General features: G+C 42.5%; 16 protein-coding genes and 2 pseudogenes. 1 reads left to right on the forward strand and 17 read right to left on the reverse strand.

Translation table 11 applies throughout. The features are described 5' to 3' along the window. Positions 1–10 precede the first annotated feature (10 nt). From DVH26_RS20285 to DVH26_RS20345, 13 genes and pseudogenes are all read right to left on the reverse strand, one after another. Positions 11–1522: a sulfatase family protein gene (locus tag DVH26_RS20285; RefSeq protein ID WP_239624656.1), complete on the reverse strand. Its 1512-nt coding sequence runs from the start codon at positions 1520–1522 to the stop codon at positions 11–13. Positions 1523–1610: 88 nt separating this feature from the next. Beyond that, a complete protein-coding gene (locus DVH26_RS20290) occupies positions 1611–3083 on the reverse strand; it encodes a sulfatase family protein (RefSeq protein WP_345774004.1) in 1473 nt (490 codons plus the stop codon). A gap of 602 nt (positions 3084–3685) precedes the next feature. Continuing rightward, positions 3686–4279 (reverse strand): hypothetical protein, encoded by a 594-nt coding sequence (locus DVH26_RS20295; RefSeq protein WP_239624658.1) that lies wholly within the window; start codon positions 4277–4279, stop codon positions 3686–3688. A gap of 300 nt (positions 4280–4579) precedes the next feature. Continuing rightward, on the reverse strand, positions 4580–4849 hold the full coding sequence (locus DVH26_RS20300) for a CD3324 family protein (protein WP_239624660.1): 270 nt from the start codon (positions 4847–4849) through the stop codon (positions 4580–4582). A gap of 12 nt (positions 4850–4861) precedes the next feature. Then, a complete protein-coding gene (locus DVH26_RS20305; protein WP_239624663.1) occupies positions 4862–5770 on the reverse strand; it encodes a hypothetical protein in 909 nt (302 codons plus the stop codon). Positions 5771–7336: 1566 nt separating this feature from the next. Continuing rightward, complete coding sequence (locus DVH26_RS20310; protein ID WP_239635439.1) at positions 7337–8140, reverse strand: class I SAM-dependent methyltransferase; 804 nt, start codon at positions 8138–8140, stop codon at positions 7337–7339. 1049 nt (positions 8141–9189) lie between these two features. Then, positions 9190–9555: an MmcQ/YjbR family DNA-binding protein gene (locus DVH26_RS20315; RefSeq protein WP_239624665.1), complete on the reverse strand. Its 366-nt coding sequence runs from the start codon at positions 9553–9555 to the stop codon at positions 9190–9192. A gap of 254 nt (positions 9556–9809) precedes the next feature. Further along, a complete protein-coding gene (locus tag DVH26_RS20320) occupies positions 9810–9968 on the reverse strand; it encodes a hypothetical protein (protein ID WP_239624668.1) in 159 nt (52 codons plus the stop codon). A 277-nt stretch (positions 9969–10245) separates the two neighbouring features. Further along, complete coding sequence (locus tag DVH26_RS20325) at positions 10246–10674, reverse strand: SRPBCC family protein (protein ID WP_239624671.1); 429 nt, start codon at positions 10672–10674, stop codon at positions 10246–10248. 403 nt (positions 10675–11077) lie between these two features. Next, on the reverse strand, positions 11078–11605 hold the full coding sequence (locus DVH26_RS20330; RefSeq protein ID WP_239624674.1) for a P-loop nucleotide/nucleoside kinase family protein: 528 nt from the start codon (positions 11603–11605) through the stop codon (positions 11078–11080). Positions 11606–11657: 52 nt separating this feature from the next. Continuing rightward, positions 11658–12956: a stalk domain-containing protein gene (locus tag DVH26_RS20335; RefSeq protein WP_239624676.1), complete on the reverse strand. Its 1299-nt coding sequence runs from the start codon at positions 12954–12956 to the stop codon at positions 11658–11660. Between the two features lie 79 nt (positions 12957–13035). Further along, positions 13036–13588 (reverse strand): annotated as a pseudogene (locus DVH26_RS20340) (FAD dependent oxidoreductase); the annotation flags it as partial. A gap of 224 nt (positions 13589–13812) precedes the next feature. Next, positions 13813–14443: pseudogene (locus DVH26_RS20345) on the reverse strand (DUF6022 family protein). Between DVH26_RS20345 and DVH26_RS20350 the strand changes: the two are divergent. After that, positions 14442–15080 (forward strand): MerR family transcriptional regulator, encoded by a 639-nt coding sequence (locus DVH26_RS20350; RefSeq protein ID WP_239624679.1) that lies wholly within the window; start codon positions 14442–14444, stop codon positions 15078–15080. The pseudogene DVH26_RS20345 and the gene DVH26_RS20350 overlap by 2 nt on opposite strands. Positions 15081–15237: 157 nt before the next feature. On the opposite strand, the gene DVH26_RS20355 is transcribed toward DVH26_RS20350, so the two are convergent. The 4 genes from DVH26_RS20355 to DVH26_RS20370 form a co-directional block, all read right to left on the reverse strand. Then, a complete protein-coding gene (locus tag DVH26_RS20355; protein WP_239624681.1) occupies positions 15238–16257 on the reverse strand; it encodes a C39 family peptidase in 1020 nt (339 codons plus the stop codon). A gap of 465 nt (positions 16258–16722) precedes the next feature. Further along, positions 16723–18354, reverse strand: a complete 1632-nt coding sequence (locus DVH26_RS20360) for a catalase (RefSeq protein ID WP_239624684.1) — start codon at positions 18352–18354, stop codon at positions 16723–16725. A gap of 349 nt (positions 18355–18703) precedes the next feature. Continuing rightward, positions 18704–19273 carry a dihydrofolate reductase family protein gene (locus DVH26_RS20365; protein ID WP_239624687.1) on the reverse strand — a complete coding sequence of 190 codons (570 nt, stop codon included), beginning with the start codon at positions 19271–19273 and terminating at the stop codon, positions 18704–18706. Positions 19274–19468: 195 nt separating this feature from the next. After that, on the reverse strand, positions 19469–20230 hold the full coding sequence (locus DVH26_RS20370; protein ID WP_239624690.1) for an alpha/beta fold hydrolase: 762 nt from the start codon (positions 20228–20230) through the stop codon (positions 19469–19471). Positions 20231–20452 lie beyond the last annotated feature (222 nt).

Genomic DNA, 20452 nt, shown 5'->3' on the forward strand with positions numbered 1-20452 from the left:
TCCAACCTCCTTACGCATTCGCTACACGGGGCATGAACAGCGGTTCTTTTCCGAGCTCAGCCCATACATATTTCAATAACAGCTTTGATTTCAAATCAGCATACTCCCGTTTGTCCCACAAATTATATCGCTCTTCTGGATCCTGATGGAGGTCGAACATTTCCCCGTATTCTTGGTTGAAATAAACCGTTAGCTTGTAACGTTCGTCTACATAAGTCTTCAGATGAATGGTAGTTGGTTCATGATGGTTCTCACATAAAATATGAGTGCGTAAGGCATCCTGCCGTCCATTCCAAACTTCGCTTTGATCCTTACCGGACATCGTGTATGGGATCGCCAGCCCCGCGTACCGGAGCAGGGTCGGCGCAAAGTCGACGAGCGATTGCATCGAAGCATTCATATGTCCCGCCGGAACGTGCCCAGGGTAGCGTACCAGCATAGGCACACGGATCAAATCCTCGTAATGGAACGGCCCTTTAGCAATTAAGCCATGATGACCGTAAAAATGACCGTGATCGGAAGTAAACACTACCAGCGTATTGTCTGTGAGGCCGAGCTCATCCAGCTTATCGAGAATACGGCCGATATATTTATCCATCAAGCTGGTCATACCATAGTACGTGGCGATGTTTCTGCGCAATCCGGCCTCACTGTGCTTATGCGAGTGCAATCCGTGGTTGGCGAAGCCCGATTCTTTATAAACGGAGAAATCAGGCTTTTCCTGCTGCGCTAGTTGAAAATGCGGTGGGTTGACGTCATGCTCCCCGACAAGAACTCTTGGAATGGTCAGCTTTTCCGGATCGTACATCGTGTCCCACGGTTCCGGCACCAGATACGGCGGATGCGGATCGAAGAAGCTCGCCCATAGCAGAAACGGAGTATCTTCCTGCTTATACCGTTCCAGCTGCACATTGGTCCGTTCGGCGATCCATGCGTCATAATGATACTCTTCCGGAATCGTCCATTTATGCCGCACGGATTTATCCATCGTCCCGGTTGGTGCCTGAAAGTAGTCCCGCCAATGGGTACACCCTTTTTCCTCCAGCCATATGGCATAATGTTGACCGATGTGCGCCTCGTTCGTATGATTGCGAGCCAATTCCACGTGCCGGAAGCCATAATAGGTCTGATCAAACTTCTTCCAGAAGTCGAGATCCTGCAGAACAGGATAAGCTTCTAGAGACGGATATTCAGGCGTGGAGACGAGCGGTTGGAAGTGCGCCTTCCCTATCAAGGCGGTTTCATAGCCCGCATCGAGAAATTCTTCTCCAACGGTTCGCGCTTTCTCCGAAAGCTTGGTTCCCAGCGTCCATGCTCCGTGTTGGCTCGGATACTGACCAGTAATGATTGAGCTGCGTGTCGGCGTGCAGGTCGGATTCGGGCAATAAGCCCTGTTAAAAGTAGTGCCTTCACGGACGAGGCGGTCCAGGTTTGGCGTGGATATTTCATTGTTAAATGCTCCTATTGTATTCCAATGCTGCTGATCGCTCGTGATCAGCAAAATATTTGGCCTATTGCTCATTCAAGCGGCACTTCCTTTCTGCTAAAAAGTTTATTTTAATTGAGTCTAGTGATGTGTCGAGCCAAACTGTGTTCCGGTCAAATTAGTGCTATGCCTTTTTCCCGATTGCTGATGCCGGTCCCCAATCTCCTGTTGCTACGGTCGGATATTGGTTGAAGATAATATCATCGGCACGCGCCGCCTCTTCCCACAATTTCAAATACAATGACCGCTTCACCTCAAGCTTATCCGCCTCCTCGGTTAAATTATGAAGCTCATAGGGGTCTTCAACCAAATCGTATAGTTCGTCAACATCAGTAGGATGATACACCAGCTTGTAACGGGACGTTCTAACCATTCGCTGTGTATAGTACACCTCCACTCCGTTGCACTGGCTGAATACCGCATCCCGCCATAATTCTGGTCGCACCGCTTTGAACCAAGGCGTCAAGCTCTGCCCCATTACGCCTTGAAGCTGGTCAGCACCGGCAAGCACCGCGAAAGTAGGGGCAAAATCCATGATGCTCACAAGATCACTGACCACTCTTCCCGGCTCACATATTCCCTTCGGCCAACGGACGACGCATGGCAGCCGGTATGTTTCCTCGTAAGGACTAATCCCCTTTAGATAAAGACCGTGTGCTCCGCCGCTTTCCCCGTGATCAGACAAAAAGACGACCAGTGTATTATCCGCTTGGCCGTTCGCTTCTAATGCGTCTAGCACCTCTCCAAGCATATGATCGACCATTGTGCAGTAACCCCAGTAGTGTGCAGTCGCTTCTTTGATTTCCCTTTCTGATAATTGATCCCATACTTTCCTCATCCTGCGATATACCCCTGGTTTATTAACCAAAGAATCATAGTAATTAGGCGGCAAAGGAATCTCTTTCGGATCATACAAAGTTGCGTATCGTTCCGGAATGATAAACGGATCATGGGGTCCTGTCACCCCCACATACATGCACCATGGTTTCGAATCATCCTTGATTTCGTGGAGTTTGTTCACTGCATGCTGCACCACTTGGTAATCACGCGTCTCCTCATACGTTTTACCAGACGTTCCGTATAGCTTGTAATGTCCCCAGCCAGGTCGGAGCACCAATCCTTGAGTTCTTGTTTCGACCGGCACTTCATCCTTATCTCTGCCTCGCCACTGGTCGATGGTCAGTCCCATCTGAACGTCCTTCGAGGCTACCACGAATAATTCCTCCCAGCCTCGATCGGATGGGTTTTCTTCTGCAGACACATGCCATTTGCCGGAAAAATAAAGGTCGTATCCTGCAGTTCTCATTTTCTCTCCAAATGTTTCTACTCCTGGCAGCAGTCCGCGTCGAAGTGCCGCTCTGTTGCTGACGTTGTTAAATATTCCATGCTGGGAAGGATATTTGCCAGTCATAAAGGATGCTCTTGATGGGCAGCAATGGGTCATGGTTGTATAAGTATGAGAAAATGTAACCCCGTCAGAAGCAAGCCGGTTCACATGGGGCATTTGACAAGGATGGCTCGGCGAAATCACTTGCGCCTGTAGTTGGTCAGTCATAAAAATAAGAATATTGGGTCTTTCGTTAAGCACCATGATCATCTCCTATGCGTGAAATCTCAAATTGGACAAAAAAAGAGACCTCCCCTATGATATTTCATGGGGGGTCTCCGGCTGTCCGGTTGGCCGTTTAAATGTTATGGATATATATTTGTCAAAGACAATTATTCCTACTAATATTATTGGATTAATCTGAGTATACTCTATTATTCTTCATATTAGAATAATCATTTTGTTGAGTCGACTTATCATATTGTCTAGTGCTTGATTAAATACGCGTTTTGGAAACCTGATGCAAGCAGCAATATTACGCCATCATCGCTATTAGCATTTGGCATTCATTATCAGATTTGTTGCAAAAGGACCTTGAAGTAAACCGCGCCTAATATTATTGGATACGCTATTATAGATTTTGTTGGACTATGAGTAAGCAGCTTTCCTGTGAAAATGTTCCCAATAATACTTGCTCCTCCAAAGAGAAGTAACGTTAACTTATCGTATTAGGTGAAACATTCGTTACTGCTTTTAAAAAATCAGTAAGATAGCTTAATCTAGTTTGCTTCTTATGGAGGGTTTTAGACTGACATTAAGCTAGCGTACCGGTTAGCGCAATGTGTCTAGTGAAAATATCACCTTTACTCGTTTCATATTTCCCCTGATTTGAGGTTAAGTTCAACAATCATGTCTTCAATCTCTCCTTCTAGATCCTTCTTATATTCATCCTTACTGTTTTTTTTGAGTAGTATTTCTTCAGGACTGAAGAAATGATATGGGAACATTTCAGTGTGATATGGTCCAGCATCAGGAATTAACTGATCATAACTATTCCTAATAGACAGTAAGTTTTCCAGGTATACTGGTGAATCAGTTTCTTCAAGATATTGAGCGTATCTGTCCAATATGTAATGTGCTCTTACCTCAGTATTTTGGTTATATGCTTCTTGTCCCCATGCTTTAAGTTTATCAATTTCAGATTGTTCTTTGAAAATATGTGCTATGAGTTTCTGATTTAGGATCGCAAGGCAGGTCCCTATTCTTACCATGCCGTTCCACGCTGGTCTTGTATAGCCCATTCTTCTGAATTTAATTTCTTCGCTATTGAGCATGAATGCTTCGTAAAGACTAATATTACCATCCCTTAAACAATCGGATAGAAAATACGATATCTTATTAGCGATTATCAATGGATTAGTCTCACGCTCAATATGATTCTTCAAAATTTCAGCTTCATTCTTCATGGATTGCCTCCTCTATTTCATCTCTAAAAATGATAGTTATATTTTATGTAGAAATACCACCAATTGGAAGCATCCTACCAGTTATTTCAATCTCAGAACTGGAGCAGGTCGCCGCGGCACCTGCTCCAGTTCTGATGATTGTACTATCGTACCCTTTAACATAATGACTTATCTATTAAGGGTTGTTCGATACCCATGGTTCCATGTCCACATCGGATTTATAAATGCAATAATTCCATACAATAATTCGGTAGCAGCTGCTCCTCAACTGAAGTCGTGGGCAGTCGCAGTATTTATTTGTTACTCCATCCGTCTCTCGTAAATAATGCTCTTTATCCGATCCTCGCTCAGGCTGTATATTTCAGCAAGTTGAGATATTTTAACCCCCTCCGTATACTTCTGAAAAATATCATTATTCCGAGTAGTTAACTCCTCGCGTATTCCTGTCGAACAGCCCCATTCTTTTCTCGTCGTTTGAGGGATGTAGACGTACTTTCCATTCACATATTTTTGAATCTCTTTAACTAGTTCCTCCGGCAATACGTTTTGGGCGTTAACATATTTTTCCATGATCAAATCCGCCTAAATCGTTAATTTTAATCGCAAAGTGTTGGCCATATAATCGTCAAAACCTTCTCTGACCATCAATACAAAATTATCGAATTTTTTCAGTGTTATCATGGAATTGACATGAATGATATTGAATTGGCGCATAGACAAAAGTGCAGCTTGAATGAGCCGTTTTTTATCAGCTTTACTTACGTTAGCTCTGAAGTGTATACCGAATGCGACAGCGCTGAGATCATTATTGGACGGATTGAGCGCTTTTACTTTGTAGTAGGCAAATCCGGCTATCTGACCGTAAGAATTGAACATTGAGAGTAGGACGGCCTCCGATGATAGATTTGAATATTGTTTGCTGAACTGCTCTGCCTGCAGCTCTTCGCCATCCTCAATAAGCATGGTAACGATATCGTCCTTTTTGGCATTTGTAAGAGGAACAATTCCGTCCGTGTTGAGATTTTCAGGTTCTTTCCAGTCCGGCAAGTGGAAATGCGTAGAAATTTGCGAATATTCGTCCGATATAAAGCCATGCTGTTCCAATAAAGTGATTTCCTGATTTCTGACTTGGCCAAATGGCATTGTTGCAAAATAATATAGCTTGTTGCCTTTCTTTAGTTGAATCGCATTGCAGCAAGATTGAATCATTTGTTTCAGCGCTACCGTTTGATTTTCCGCTACACCGTACTCTAGATAGCCGTTTGGACTCGATGTACCCAGTGTAAGCCCCATAAAGCCGACTATCCGGTCATTTTTCTCCGCAACGAACCCCAAATTCAAATTGGTATATGAATCTTTAAGCTCTTCTGCACAAATCACACTTAACCGAGGATCGTAGTAAAATCTCTTTTTGGTAGACAGGATAAGTTCTCTTATTTGTGAAAAATCATCGTCTGGAGTTACTTTCCTCACCTTTATATCGTCTGACATTCATCAATCACCTCCATATGATTTAACTATATTATTCCAGCAAACACCAACAAAGGAAATATTGAAATCAGGGTAGAAAAAAAGACAAGCGAGGTTGTTCCGGCTAATGAAGGATGCTTCGCCCACTAATTTGTCGTTTAAACTTCTAAATGCTAAGGACGAAAGATAATCTGCCCACTAACACATAACGCGGTTGCCGAACTATGCCGGCAACCGCGTTAGTATACTGAGTTAATGGATCCAGGGAGCAATTGCCGCGGCTAACAGCTCCCTGGCTGATTAAACTATCGTGCCCGTTAGCTTAATCAATTTTAGCTTCTTTAAGTACTTTAACAGCAGTATTCGTGCAAGCTTGAAGTTCCTATTACTGAATCCGTTGTTTTGTCGGGAATGTTATAAGGTTCTTGTCACAAAATGGGAATGATATCAAGTTCTTGTCATCCGACAACCACCAGAACGGACACTTATGATGGCGGGCTCCTGGATGGAATTGACCCTATCGTACCCGTTAGTTGAACCACTTCAATCTTTCTCTCTTTCATATTTAATTCGCTCTGCAATCACACGGTTTTAAAATATAACCAGTTGCTCTTCCCTACCCAATTAACTTCTGGAGTAAATAAAGTATTAGACCGACTAAGGCTTTAAGCTAAACCGGCGGACGGGCAGTATCTTTTTATAGTACACAAATTTATGGAATATTATTACAATTATGTTATTGCGATCTAATTGGGGGTTAAAAATGATGAATCCAATGAAGCGATTAGTAATATGCTGGATAATTTGTATCGTTCCCCTTTTATTGGGGCAGGTTTATCCTACGGCTTTTCTGCTACTGCCCACTCTATCCGTTGCATTGATGGCGTACAGTGTAAATATGATATTCGAAAACTCCCATAGGAGGAACTCAGTGCTGGGTACAATCCTAAGTTTCTCAAGTTTAATTGCAAGCGTCATCTTGTTTTCGGCTGTTTTTACATTGATGAACATATTTGAAGATTACAACAAACCCATCTATGTCTGGTTGGTGTTTGTAGTGCCATTTATTCTTCTAATCCTCCTCTCCGTGTTACAAATTGAGGCGAGATCCAGAGTTACAAAAAGAAATAGGAATTTCAGGAGGGATCGATAGCCCTAAATGGTTAAATGGTCTATTATGGATAATTCTCTCTAGAACTTCAAACTCTCGTTATTTCTCAATAATAAGAGGCAGTCTACGACTTTATATTCCAAGTCAATAGACTGCCTTTAGTTATTGCTGAGAATAGCCTAACACTTATTTATTAAAAAAGCTGACGGTTCTATGTGTATATAAATAACGTAAAATCAACGAGTCCAGTCTAAAGCTTTATTTTCCTCGCGCATTAACACTGATATATCTTCTATTCTGGCATTAAACTATCCTGCCCATTAGCTTAACGCCGCTACTGATTAATGCATGCTGCCGCTTGTAATTGTTGTTTATTGAAGAAAAAAAGTATTAGAATGATTTCAATATAAAACAAGCAGCAGTCTTGAATGAAAATAATGTCCTAGACTGCCGCTTGTTTATTGAACTAACAGATACTATAGTTTTCTTGCCTTGATTACAAAAGTTACAGGAAGCATCATTGCTTTTTTTGCAAAATCACTGTTACTCGATTTTATAATTTCATCATCTGATTGCTCAATCATTTGCTCAATGACAAATCCCGTTTTTGCCAACGCATTCACATAGGTTGATAGTTTACGGTCCGATAATGTTAGCGTACTTCCGTCAAGAGATACCGAATACCATGATTCATCGAAATAACATTTTTTAAAAACAAGCCTATCATTTTCTGCAGCAACACATTTGTGTATCGGGTGGGACCAGCTGAAAATAAATACCCCGTCTTTTTTTAGGTAAGAAGCAATTCGGCGAAAAGTACTCTCAAGGTCAGTGGTCCAGCCTATAGCATAAATCGAATAAACAAAGTCAAAATAATCCTCTGGTATGCCACATTCTTCTTCCATGGGAGAACAGATTAATGTCGCTGAAAGACTGCACGCCGTCAAATGCTGCTTTGTCTTTTTGATTTGGTTTTCCGATAGATCCATCCCCCATAGTTCAGATGCTTCGCGTTCCCCAAAATATTGCAAGGATTGACCGCTTCCACAGCCTATTTCTAGCATCCTTTTTCCCGAGACATCGCCAAAAAGCTGGCATTTTTCTTCTGAGACAAATGCTCCATAAAAAGGAAGTGATGTTGCTCTTAAAACATCATTTCCTTTTGTATCCCAAAATAAGCTGTTTGTTTCATGAACAACACTCTGGTCCATATCGACCGAGATGGCGTCAAACTCACCACCGCCTATAATATTTGTTCTATAAACAGAATTCTTGACTATGCCGTCGCCCTCCCCAAATAAAACTAACTGAATGTAACCAATAATCCAATTTGAACAATATTATGGGATATATATGCAGAAACATCATATCGCACGTACGTTCTTATGTAAATGCAATCTATTACGAATTATTAGATTAAGCAAATCTACCCTTTAGCGTAACGCGGCTACCGATTCATGTCGGCAGCCCGCGTCTTAGTTGTTTTTTAGCTATCTTACCAGTTAGCTTACTAATCAGCAAGGCCGCTCATTCTAGCAATCGCTAGATAATGTTCTTATAAGCCATGTTTTGCCTAAAACCTAAGTTGCCGCCCAATAATTTCCTTCGTTTTAGGGTCGATAAATATAATGATTGGCCCAAGTCTTCCGTCATCCTTGGTTTGTTTTAAAAGTCACGGATATAAATTCATCCCTTTTATTTTTGAATGGTTCTTCTATCCATACAATATTTTGTCTATCTTCCGGTCTGTACATTAATACCTCTGCTAGATCAACCGAAGTAAGCACCGTTTGCTTTTGCGTTTCCGATATGCTGTTCCATGCTATTCTTCTCATTTCCATGATATCAAAGTTAAAGCTTTTCTCACTTCCTGATTCATTACACCCTATAACTAATATCAAGGACAATATCATTGCTGATACGAATTTAAAACTAACAGTAATCACCACCAAATAGTAGGGATAATATCAGGTATATATATCATTACTTGGAAGACGAAAATAGAAAACGGAAAGCAGGCTTTCATATGAATTCATTTCATAATTGAATTGATGGTAGAGCTAAACTATGGCGTGTACGCAGTTAACAGCGAATAATGCTTGCTTTCACCGTCACTTTAATATGTTATGTCACGATGTGTGTTAGATGAAGGCTGTGATCATTAGCACGCATATTCGATTTAAAATTCGGTGCCGATACAATGATATGTTGGCAGCCGTGTAAGCTGTTTATTCAGCTATCGTACCCGTTAGGCTTTATCACGAAATGTCTCTCCGATTCCTCTTCTAACCCGGCCTAGTGCCGAATGGCCTGAAGCGTGAATACGGTGTTATGTGATGCCTCGGCCATCTTCGAATTTCCCGCCATCAAATGTCTTTACTAATTTCTTCGGTGCCACGATACTCCATGCTTTATAGATCAACATCTGAGCTTCTAACTTTTCTACCAGTTCTATGTTCATATGCATGTAATTCAAGCTCGAAAATGATTCTGGAACTCTATATATTTTAGGATCCATTTGTGTATATATATTTCTGTCTTCATGTGAAGTTTTTATTGTTAGAGTTACCCCATCTTCTTGTAGTACAGCAAAAATCTTATTATTAATCCGAAAAGAAGGCTTCCCCCAATGCTCAATTTCAATTGACTCAGGTAGAGAAAAGATAAATTTGCGAATCTCAGGGACCGTAATCAAAATGATTCCCTCCGAACTTCTTGGTTTTATTCATTCTTGCTGAGGTTTCACATAGAATATTACTTACGAACTGCTTAAATATGTCATTTCCAAATGTATTCGCGAAATGATTGAACTATCCTGCCCGTTAGCGTAGCTTCCCCAACAACGTGTAGGATCTATTTTTTGGTTCCTCATGCATCACGATAAGGTTCCCGAACGGGTCGTGGAACTTCAGAAACTGCCGTCCATCATAGACCTTACGATCCCCCCTATCAATTTAGTGCCCGATGCTCCACTTTCCCGGACGGAGTGTCAATATCGTCATCAACACCCAACACTGGATACTCCTCCACATCCACCGTAAAGTTGGAAGTCGTCTTATCTTCCGTCTTCCATGGAAACAGGTTAACGTTGTTCCTGAACAAATACACCGAAATTCCCTTCCAGGACGGCAGCAGAAACGTCGGAGTACCATCGGGCTGCTAGTTCCAAATCTTACCGGAACTTGAATATGGCTGATTGCGGGTTGTTTGATCTCACGTCTCCTTCCAAAATCAAAAAGTTCCATATACTTACACTTTCTACATCAAGTCAAGCCATTCTGCCTTTAGCTTAATGAAAATGGAGCAGCTACCATCGGCAAACTGCCCCATTTATGGGTTGAACTAACGTTCACATTTAGCGAAATGAGCAATATAACTCAATTTATTAAAACTTACGTTTATGATAGGGGATACCATCGCCATCTTCACAGTAGGATTTGAGACTATAAAGGAAAATAGCCCAGTTGTAGTTACAGGAGCGATAAAATGGCGTTACTTCTTTCCAATTCGAATGACGCAAAGTAATAAAAGACTTCCCTTTCTTCTCTTCAATATCAAAGGAAATAATCGTACCAATCCATTCTGGATCTGAATCTACACATTGCCAAACAACTTTTTTATTAGTAATCAATTCCTCTATTCTCATCTTAGTTATGTCATTGCTGCCGAATCGAAATTCATTAATAAAGCCAATCTGATTATTAATAATAAGTTCATTCGTCCATATTTCCGACAGTCCCTCAGCGGTGGTTAAAGTTTCATACACCTTCGACGCTGGGACATGTACGGTTTGTAAGTGCTCGATATTTGCCATGCTTAACTCCTTTCTAACTGCAATAATTTATGTTTGATGTTTACGATAACATATGATGAATATAGTAGTTTCTTCTGGATTGCTATGTTGCAGTTATTGCTTTTATTTGTATCCTGCCCGTTACTTCAATGAGAAAAAAAGTGGAGCTACTATGCGGCAGCTCCACATTATCAGTACCCGTTAGCTATCCATGCCCCTGCCGGAGCACCACCAAATGATGAAAATATTTTATACTATTCTTACGGCTGGTGAGGAAGGTCGATCAACTATGTGTCGCGAATCCTACCGTTAGTCTGACCCCAATGACCTTGGTGCACATTCCATTTCCATAGCACTAAATAATGTCCCCGTTAGCTTAACGCGGCTTCCAATCTATGTCTTATAGCCATCATATCCAGTTACTTCAATTGTCATAAGATAATTTCTGACTTAGAGTTATCCGAAATTTGGCATCGTTTACTATCTCCTCAGCGAGCTCCTCTGGACGCTTGCAGTTGGCGTCCAGCAGGAATGGTTTATTAGTCGGTGATGTCATTAACTTGTTCCGAAGGAAGAGCGAACGTTGGATGTATTGAGCATCTCCTCGCTGGTTGAGGCGAGCGGCGAGTGTCTCCGGTTCAGCATGCAGGACAACGTAGTGGATAGTCGCGTCAAGATCCGTCAGTTGGTCATAGAGCCATTGCAGCTCATCTTCAACGACGAAATCGATAATCACATTAAGTTCGTGCCGTAGCAAATTTCGGGTTACTGCAGTTATATTAAGCCAAGCCAGTCGGAGTCGTTCTTCCCAGGGCGGTTCGTTTTCCCCGCGGTATACATGGAGAAGGAGATCACCCTCAATCAATGCGCACTGGTTCATCCCATCCGCCAGTGACTTGGAGACGGTCGATTTCCCTACTCCAAGTGGGCCAGAGATAACATAGATATTCATTTGATTCCTCCTTAACAAGCTTTATGTCTCATAATTACTTAGACAGGGTTTTTCAATTGACATATAAATTAGGATGAATACTGAGTAAGTATCGCTTTTGGCCATCACTACATTTGTCTAGATAAAGCACTTTTCCTCCCCATGGGTCCTCCTCCCATATCATGGATTTACAGGAGACCTTATAGGCTTTCTCGGCAGTCATTCGGTCCCGAGAAGGATCAAATTGCATCCAGATGCTGTCACTATCTCTCCGATAGTCCAGGTCGATATAGATGGGGCCAGAATCTATAGAATAACGAATTATACGCATGGTATCGGGCACCTGATTACTCACATGTTTCTGAAATGCTTCCAGCTTGCGAAAGTTTTCTTTTTTACCTATCGTGCTGAAAACCGCATTGTTGTCTTTAAGTGTTATAGATCGATCCTGTTCATCCCAGATCACGCTAAAATCCAGTGCCTCCAAAAGGTCACGAAGCGGAGCATAAACCGTACCGCTATCCCGAAAGGTTATCGTGTCCATATAGATCGGACCATGGTTCAACAAGAGGATGTTACTTCCTGTAAAGATGCTTGCCTCTTTATTCATTTTGGTTAAACGAATTTGCTCTCGGTCTTCCTGAGGACTTAACCGCTCAATTCTCATTTCTATTAACAAGCTATCCTGAAGAGGTATGAGCGCCCTACTTCTCGAATCGATATGGACAGCACCTATTATTTCATCATAATAGCGTAATTTGACGTCTTTAACCGCCCTCGAGGAGACCTGCTCATACATTTTTAGTGGATTGCCCAAGCTTTCGTCCAACGGCTTTTTCTCATCTAAGGCTCCAGTACCTGAACATAACGAAGTCGTCCCATCGGAACTTTTAAATACAAGATAGGTGTTGCCAAACTGAAAAGAGATGCCACACATCGAACTAATAGTATTGGAAATAACGCGCGTAACCGATGGGACGTCCCCTTTATAAACACTCGAAACCTCGAACTCAACTGCAGCTTGATTCAACTGATTATTGTGCCAAATGCCCACCACCTTACCTGTGAAAATCTGATCCGCACGCGCAATCTTCTGTTCTAAAGTTAGCGGCATACAACTGCAGGCATAACAAGTCGCTCCTGACATGAACAGTATGACTATGAGTCCAAGGATCAGAGTCAATACAATTCGTTTAGTGTTCAAATTATTATTCACCCCCACCATATATACTTCCATATCATGGGAAAAGTTTCGTTGAACAATGTAACCATTCACCAGAATTTCCAAAATAACTGCATTGGTAACGACGCATTTACACATGGAATTGTTGAGTGAACTGCCTGCTAAAGTAAAAAGGTTGCCGATTTGCATCGACAACCTACTTCAATGGATTTGTTTTATACTATTAATTCTATCCTCTTTCTTCATTTCTTGCCTCGATACTAGAAGGTCAAATGGAAGAGAACGAAATGGGTGCCTTCGAATCAAATGCCAACGAAAAGGAAGGTATCAGTTCATCTAATTTCTTTTGTATTTGTTGCTCATTTACGTTCCCTAGTTCAGCTAACAATTGCTTCTCCTCTAGAGATCCATCCCCTGTAAATAGCATGTTCAGCATATGTGGATTGATGATTTCACGAGGCGAAAGGACTAATGCGTTCATCATAAAATATCGTATGAATAGAGAAGGATTTTGTCCTCGTTTGCCATTTTCACGGCCTGTTTGACATACAAATCGAAATATTTTTGCGCAAATGACATACCTTTTAATGGCTCAGCTCCCACATGTGTACTCCGTTCCAACGTAAATCTGCAACCGAACTCAACCACCATGCCGGTTCAATCGCCTCTTGCATGCGTTGCAGTACTTTGTGTTCAAAGTTTGGTTGTGAGGTATGTCGTTGTTCGCTCAAACAAATGTCTAATATTTCAGCTTCAATCGCAGCTACGGTCATCCCTTGTCCATGGATCGGGTCAAAGTTACAAAACGCATCGCCTTGGATGTTTTGTGTCACAAGGACCATATTATGCTCACTTTGTTATGGACAAGTTAATCTGATATTAACGTAGCGTCAAATTTATTTGAAAATTGACAATTTTCATAATGTTTAGCATATAAGAAAAATGTGATTAAATCTCGGTTTATTGAACGAAAAGAGCCAACTGCAATTTCCAGTTGGCTCAGGATTTGGACCTAACATTGGCAATCTCTCCTTCACCGTTATTCTTATTCCTTGATCCGTCGAATCCCTTGAGCGATCTGTTCCCTCTCCCACTCCCTCAACGAATAGAGCACAGGTGCCACAGGAATGTCGAACTTCAGATGAGAATGAGGGATTTCTGTCAACAAGGTTCCAATGGGTTGCTGACTATTTTTACGACGTATAACATTCCAGAAAATCCTGGACCTCTTTTCCTCGGTTCGAGTTTCGGAATAGCAAACATTTCCCGATGACGAAATCGTCCTCCTTGAGGGGCTCCACTGCTTCGAATCCAGACTCCTCAAGGCTATCAAATAGCGTTGGCATCAACTGGTCCAGATAAAGCCCATAGGCAGCATCCTCGATTTCACGAAAAGCGATCGTTAACTGATCATGCATCGAATCGTATAATGATTTCCATACCAACTCAATATACTGATTGCCTGCCACGCCAATGTCCTCAATGGTCATGTCGTAACGGAATCCTGGTTTTGCTGTCATACTTATTCCTCCTTGAGTTTGGATTAACTTCATCATACAACATGCAAGCCAATTGGAAGCTTTCGGGATAGTTCTTGAAGGGAATTTATAAATTGTCCAGAATAACCTTACAATGGTTTTAATGTTTACGCATAATTCACTAAGGTGGGATAGCATGTACTATGGGCCAAAAAAACTGGCAGATAAATATAAGTTGAGCGCTAACACCTTACGGAACTACGAAGCGAACGGGCTAATTCCTCCTGCGGCTCGCTCCTCAAATGGATACCGCATATATACGCAGCGGCACGATGAGTATCTAGCATGTATTCAAGCCATGACCCCCGCATTTGGGATGGAAGTGACGAGCGAGGTACTGCATTGTATTAGGCGAAATGAGTTGGATGACGCCTTGTGGATCGTCCGAGATCGCGAGGTTATGCTGCATCGGGATAAAGTGAGTATAGATCAACTGATAGGGGAGTTGAAGTCCTACGCTGAAGGCAGTCAAGACTTTAACCAACGCTTCAGCATCCACGAGGTTTCCAGACGGACGGGAGCTCCTAAATCGGCAATTCGTTATTGGGAGAAAATCGGCCTGATAACAACTGATCGAGACCCTGATAACGAATACCGTCTTTATAATGAAGCGCATCTCTTTAGAATAAGGATGATTCAGATTCTGCAAAGCTCTGTTTATTCCGAGGAGACCGTGAACCTAAAACAATCAATTGCAAGTTTAGAATTACAGAACATCGAGCATACGATGAAGCTTGCTGAAAGTATCAAAACTTACCTGCACAAATCGATCTGACTGCAGATGCAAGGTCTCTACTATCTATATCGCATGATTCAACCATTAGGCCCTTCGGATACACCAGAGGCCCATCTTTGATTGCTCCTCCAGTGCTGCCATGTTTAATATGGAACAGGGATCAGGACCGCATCGGTCTTCTGTCCCCTGTCCTGAACTATCCATTCGGATGGATCTTCCTATGAAAACACTCGGAAAATATCTTAAGTATTTCGTCACAATATTTAACCGACTCCATAATCTTATCACTGATTGGCTTCATAAGTTCTATATTTGAGATGACTTCGGGCTTAATCTTAAATCCGTTCTGCATTCCACCATTCTGGTAATCGTTATTTCCATTCTGATCGCGATAGGCTAGCACTTCAAAAACATCAAATTGTTTTGCATAAAGCGGCTCAAGCTTATTAATAAAGATCATATCAGGGTTTAATTCTAATGCTTTGTTTAAAAATCCCCTTGAACAACCGTTTGTCCCTGAAATACAAAGATAGGTTCCGTGAACGTTCCAAACATTGATTTTTTCGGAGGGAACGTAGTCAAATATTCCGGTCTGAAAACTGTCAGCCCAGTCCAAAAAGGCCTGTTTGCCAAAAGAATACTCGGATGTTGCGGGCATTGTCATTAACGAGGGTATATTTAAAATCGCTTGTCTATAAGCATCGGCCAATGCTGGCTGTTCTTTTTTATTCCCAACGAAAATCAACTCACAAAATTCATTCGAATAGCTTTTAGGTTCAGCACAATCACATATAAGAAAGTATAGATCGTTGTCATCATAACCGCAGATATTGCAAAACTCCCACGTGTCTTTTCCGCCTCGCGCAATAACCGGTATGTTTTTGTCGATGTACTTTTTTATTCGCGGGATGTAGGTAAGGCGGTTTTCGTTTGTTATGCCGCTAATATATTCAAAATCATAACCGCAGGCATCAAAAGCTTTTTTGGCGATATCATAGCTAAATAGATTGTACGTATAATACCAAGCAGTGGTATAGATATTTTTACTATACAGCTGAGCAAAACTGTCACCCGTAACCCCAGAGAAAAACCAATAATTATATTCTTTACTTTCACCAAGGCAATCCATCAAATATTCCATACAGCCGTGGAACCAGTAATTTTGACCATGCTTACCCTCACAAAGCACTTTTGTGTTCGGTAACACTTTTTTCATTATTTCAATCCTCTCGTGATATTAAATTGATTAATCTTCGCTGCTACCGATATTAAAAACATTGAATATTCTAAATAATTCTACTAAATACTGTATTATCCTTCTCGTTACTTTAATGAACGAAAAGGAGCTGCAGCGCGGCAAGCTCCCCACTGCCGGTTACCGGTAGTCTTTTAAAACACTGAAATCGCATACGTCCGTCCACCAAGTTGTTCCAATACGGTAGATTTACAAGAAGCGGGAATCGTGGCTACTTTTTAATATTCTAAGGAGCTTTTAACCATTTATTGATTTCAAATTTAATATCCTCGATTTATGGACTAAACGGACAATATTGCTAAATAGAAAGCCAAGTAATTGTGATTAGGTTCTCCGTAACCCTTCTAACAGTGAAAAAGAAGGTTACCTGTTGATGCTCCTTACGAGTCAATAGGGTAACCTTCTTTCGCTATCATAGACTTGATATTAATAAGGATCTGCTGCGTGGCTTTTTTTCACCGCGTCTTTTACCGCTTGATTCGCATCTAACGAACCTTGGCCATATTTTGAAATACCCGCATCACGGCCTGGAACTTTGTATTCCGTTTTCATTTGTTCGGCTTCTTTCATTTTATTTTCGATGCCTTCTTTCACACGGCGACCGTAGTCTTCATCCGCTTGCGTGAAGTGTTCGATCATGGCATCTTGAATACGTTTTTCACATACCGCAAGCGCTTTGGACAGATTTTTGATCAATTCCTCGCGTTCCCAATCTTCAAGTTTACGGTATGTCTCGCCCGCTTGACCGTAGTTGTTCGGACGATCGATAGGTGCACTCATCACCGCCGCATTATAAGAAGGTCTGTGCGGGGGACGATCTTCTTTACTTGCTTCCTCAAAGCCGCCGATCATGGACGGTTCATAGTTAATATGCGGATTTTCTCCAGATTCCCTCGGGTCACGGAAATCCATTTGTCCCCTATGCTGGTTCGAACGAACTGGCACTTTCGGCGCATTCACAGGCAATTTTAAATAGTTGGCCCCAACACGATAGCGCTGCGTATCAGAGTAAGAGAAGGTTCGGCCCTGTAACATTTTATCGTCGGAGAAGTCCATTCCATCAACAAGAACTCCTGTACCGAAAGCGGCCTGCTCAATTTCCGCATGGAAATCCACCGGATTGCGATCAAGAACCATTCGACCCACCGGCAGCCATGGAAACTTATCTTCCGGCCAAAGTTTCGTATCATCAAGCGGATCAAAATCGAGTTCCGGATGGTAATCGTCCTCCATGATTTGCACATAAAGTTCCCATTCCGGAAGATCTCCTCGCTCAATGGCCTCATATAAATCTTGTGTCGCATGACCAACGTTTGTCGCCTGTATGGTGTCAGCCTCTTCTTGGATTAAATTGCGGATTCCTTGCTTCGGTTCCCAGTGATACTTTACCAACACCGCATCGCCTTTGTCATTTACCCACTTATAGGTGTTTACGCCAGACCCCTGCATATGGCGGTATGTTGCGGGAATCCCCCAGGGGGAGAACAAGAATGTAATCATGTGAGTAGCCTCAGGTGTACGGGAAACGAAGTCAAACATCCTCTGTGGATTGGATACGTTCGAGGCTGGATCCGCCTTAAATGCATGGATCATATCTGGGAATTTCATCGCATCGCGAATGAAGAAAATTTTCAGATTGTTTCCTACCAGATCCCAGTTACCGTCCTCCGTATACATTTTTACAGCAAAGCCGCGCGGATCTCTTGCAGTCTCCGGCGAATCCTTCGCCCCTGCTACCGTAGAGAACCTGACCATTAACGGCGTTCGCTTTCCGGCCCCGGAGAAGACTTTCGCCCGTGTATATTTCTCTACTGGCTCGTTCCCGACCTTCCCATATGTTTCAAAATATCCAAATGCCCCCGTCCCACGAGCATGGACCACCCGCTCCGGTATTTCTTCCCGATCGAAATGAGAAATTTTTTCAACAAAATGATAATTCTCCAGTGTGGCTGGACCCCGATTACCGACAGTCCTGATATTCTGATTATCCGTTACAGGATGGCCCTGACGAGTCGTCAATGTTTCGCGATGCACGTCTTTCTGAGTCTTCTCAGTCATAAAATTACCTCCTCCAGATTTTTCTTATTTAGACTACCCTGGTTTGGAAATTTTATGCTGAATGATATAACTACGATCGCGGCGTAATCCAGAACTCCGACACATGCTTGAATTCAGGATATGATAACGAGCCGAAACGTTGAAACTAATCAAACGTCTCATTGCGGAGGGAAGTATTTCCCCAGGTCATTACAACCGTAACAGTATGCTTCCTTTCAAAATGCCATGTACTTCTCCACCCTATATGAAACTAAGCTGCCTATTAAGCTTAACGCGGCTGCTGATCCATGCTGGCAGCCGCGTTTTTTTAATTAAGCTATCGCACCCGTTAGCGGAACACCTTGTACGGCTATTTCTCTAACTCGTAGCGGGCCGCGATAATGCCCGACTTGAGCGTTCGGCTGGACAGCAGCTTGAGCCTGATTTTCTCGCCGCCGCCGTCGAATACCGATTTTCCGCCGCCTAGGACGACCGGACAAATTGTAAGCAGGAATTCGTCGATCAGGCCGAGCTTAAGCAGCGTCTTCGCCGCTCCCGGGCTGCCGAAGATAACGAGATTTTTGCCGGGCTGCTCCTTGAGTACCTTGATTTCCTCTGCGATATTGTCCTTGATCAGCATTGTATTGTTCCATTCCACCTTGTCCATCGTGCCGGAAATGACGATCTTTTTAACATCCTGCAGCCATTTGGCATGCTCCATACTGTGCCTCGACGCATTCGGATTGTCCAGCACCGTAGGCCAGTAGCTCTCCATCATGCGATACGTCGTGCGTCCGTAAATGGGAGCTCCGACTTCGGCTACGATCTCCTCGGCGTATTTCTCTAATTCCTCGTTGTACGGAATCCAATCGAGTCCTCCGTTCGAATCCGACGCATACCCGTCCAGCGACACATGCATGAACAATACGAGTTTTCTCATGTCCGTTTCTCCTCCGATTTCGAATTTATTTTGTTCAATTTTTTTGGCCGTTGGCTCACGTTTCATCCTGCTGTTACGCGTTCATTATAAATCATTACGTTACGTAAGGTTCAATTGGAAATCTGAATTTTTTTGAAGACAGCAATGTTGCGCAAAATGCCCGTTTGTTTAATCATTTGTATCTAAATGGAATTACTAGTTAACGGGAAACTCGAAAAATTTAATCAGATGATCAAGTAAAGATTGAGGTTGATTAGTAATATACGAAGCATGATCTCCAGTCACTACTACTGGTTTGGTTCGAAGCAACTTTGCCATTTCATGGGCGTACTCTGGGCGAATAATATCATTGTCTCCAATGATGAGCAGGACGGGCAGAGTAATTTGCTGAAGCTGCGCCGGTTCCAGAAAATCCTCTTTATTCAACTTATTAGCCATCTGTGCGCCTTTGGCAATAAGCTTGGGCCAGTTTTCAGGATGCGGGGCTACACGCTCGTATTCTTGCTTCATCTGAGATGGAAAAGCTTCGGCTGAAGCATGTTTAAGGCCTTCAACAATATAGGGAAAATAGCCATCCATACTATAAACAGTTGACGCTAGCGCCAGTTTACGGATAAGTTGAGGATTCGATTTTGCTAGTTGCAATGCGACTGTTCCGCCGCCACTGTATCCGAATACATCCACACCAGTGATTCCTAATTGTCTCAATAATTCAGCGGTATCTTGGCCCATTTGCGCAAAACTTAAAGGACGGTCAATGTCATCAGTGTGGCCATGTCCTTGCTGTTCAATCAAAACTACCTGACGATGATGAGTTAACTCTGGCAATATTGGATAGAACATGCTGGCAGTCGCAAACTGGCCATGGAGCAAAAGTAGTGGTTTACCGCTCCCGTGGATTTCAAAGTACATATTGAGTCCATTTACCTTCTTATAACCGCTTTTTCCATCGCTCATGTTCAAGCCTCCTCTGTGTCCTGAAGCGTCTCTGTATTATTCAAATTCAAGATTTCCCTTTGGGATTGTCATTATTACCTCAATAATATGAAACTAAATCTTTCTAAGTTTCTTTTAGATTGCTATCTTTAATGTTTGGCAAGCTGCCGATCAATGCCGACAGCCGCGTCTTAGAGCAGCAAGCCATCGGCTAACTGCTCCTTTTTGCACTTTACTTTTCAA

This window comes from Paenibacillus sp. H1-7, from assembly GCF_022354825.1.
In the GTDB taxonomy this organism is placed as follows: domain Bacteria; phylum Bacillota; class Bacilli; order Paenibacillales; family NBRC-103111; genus Paenibacillus_S.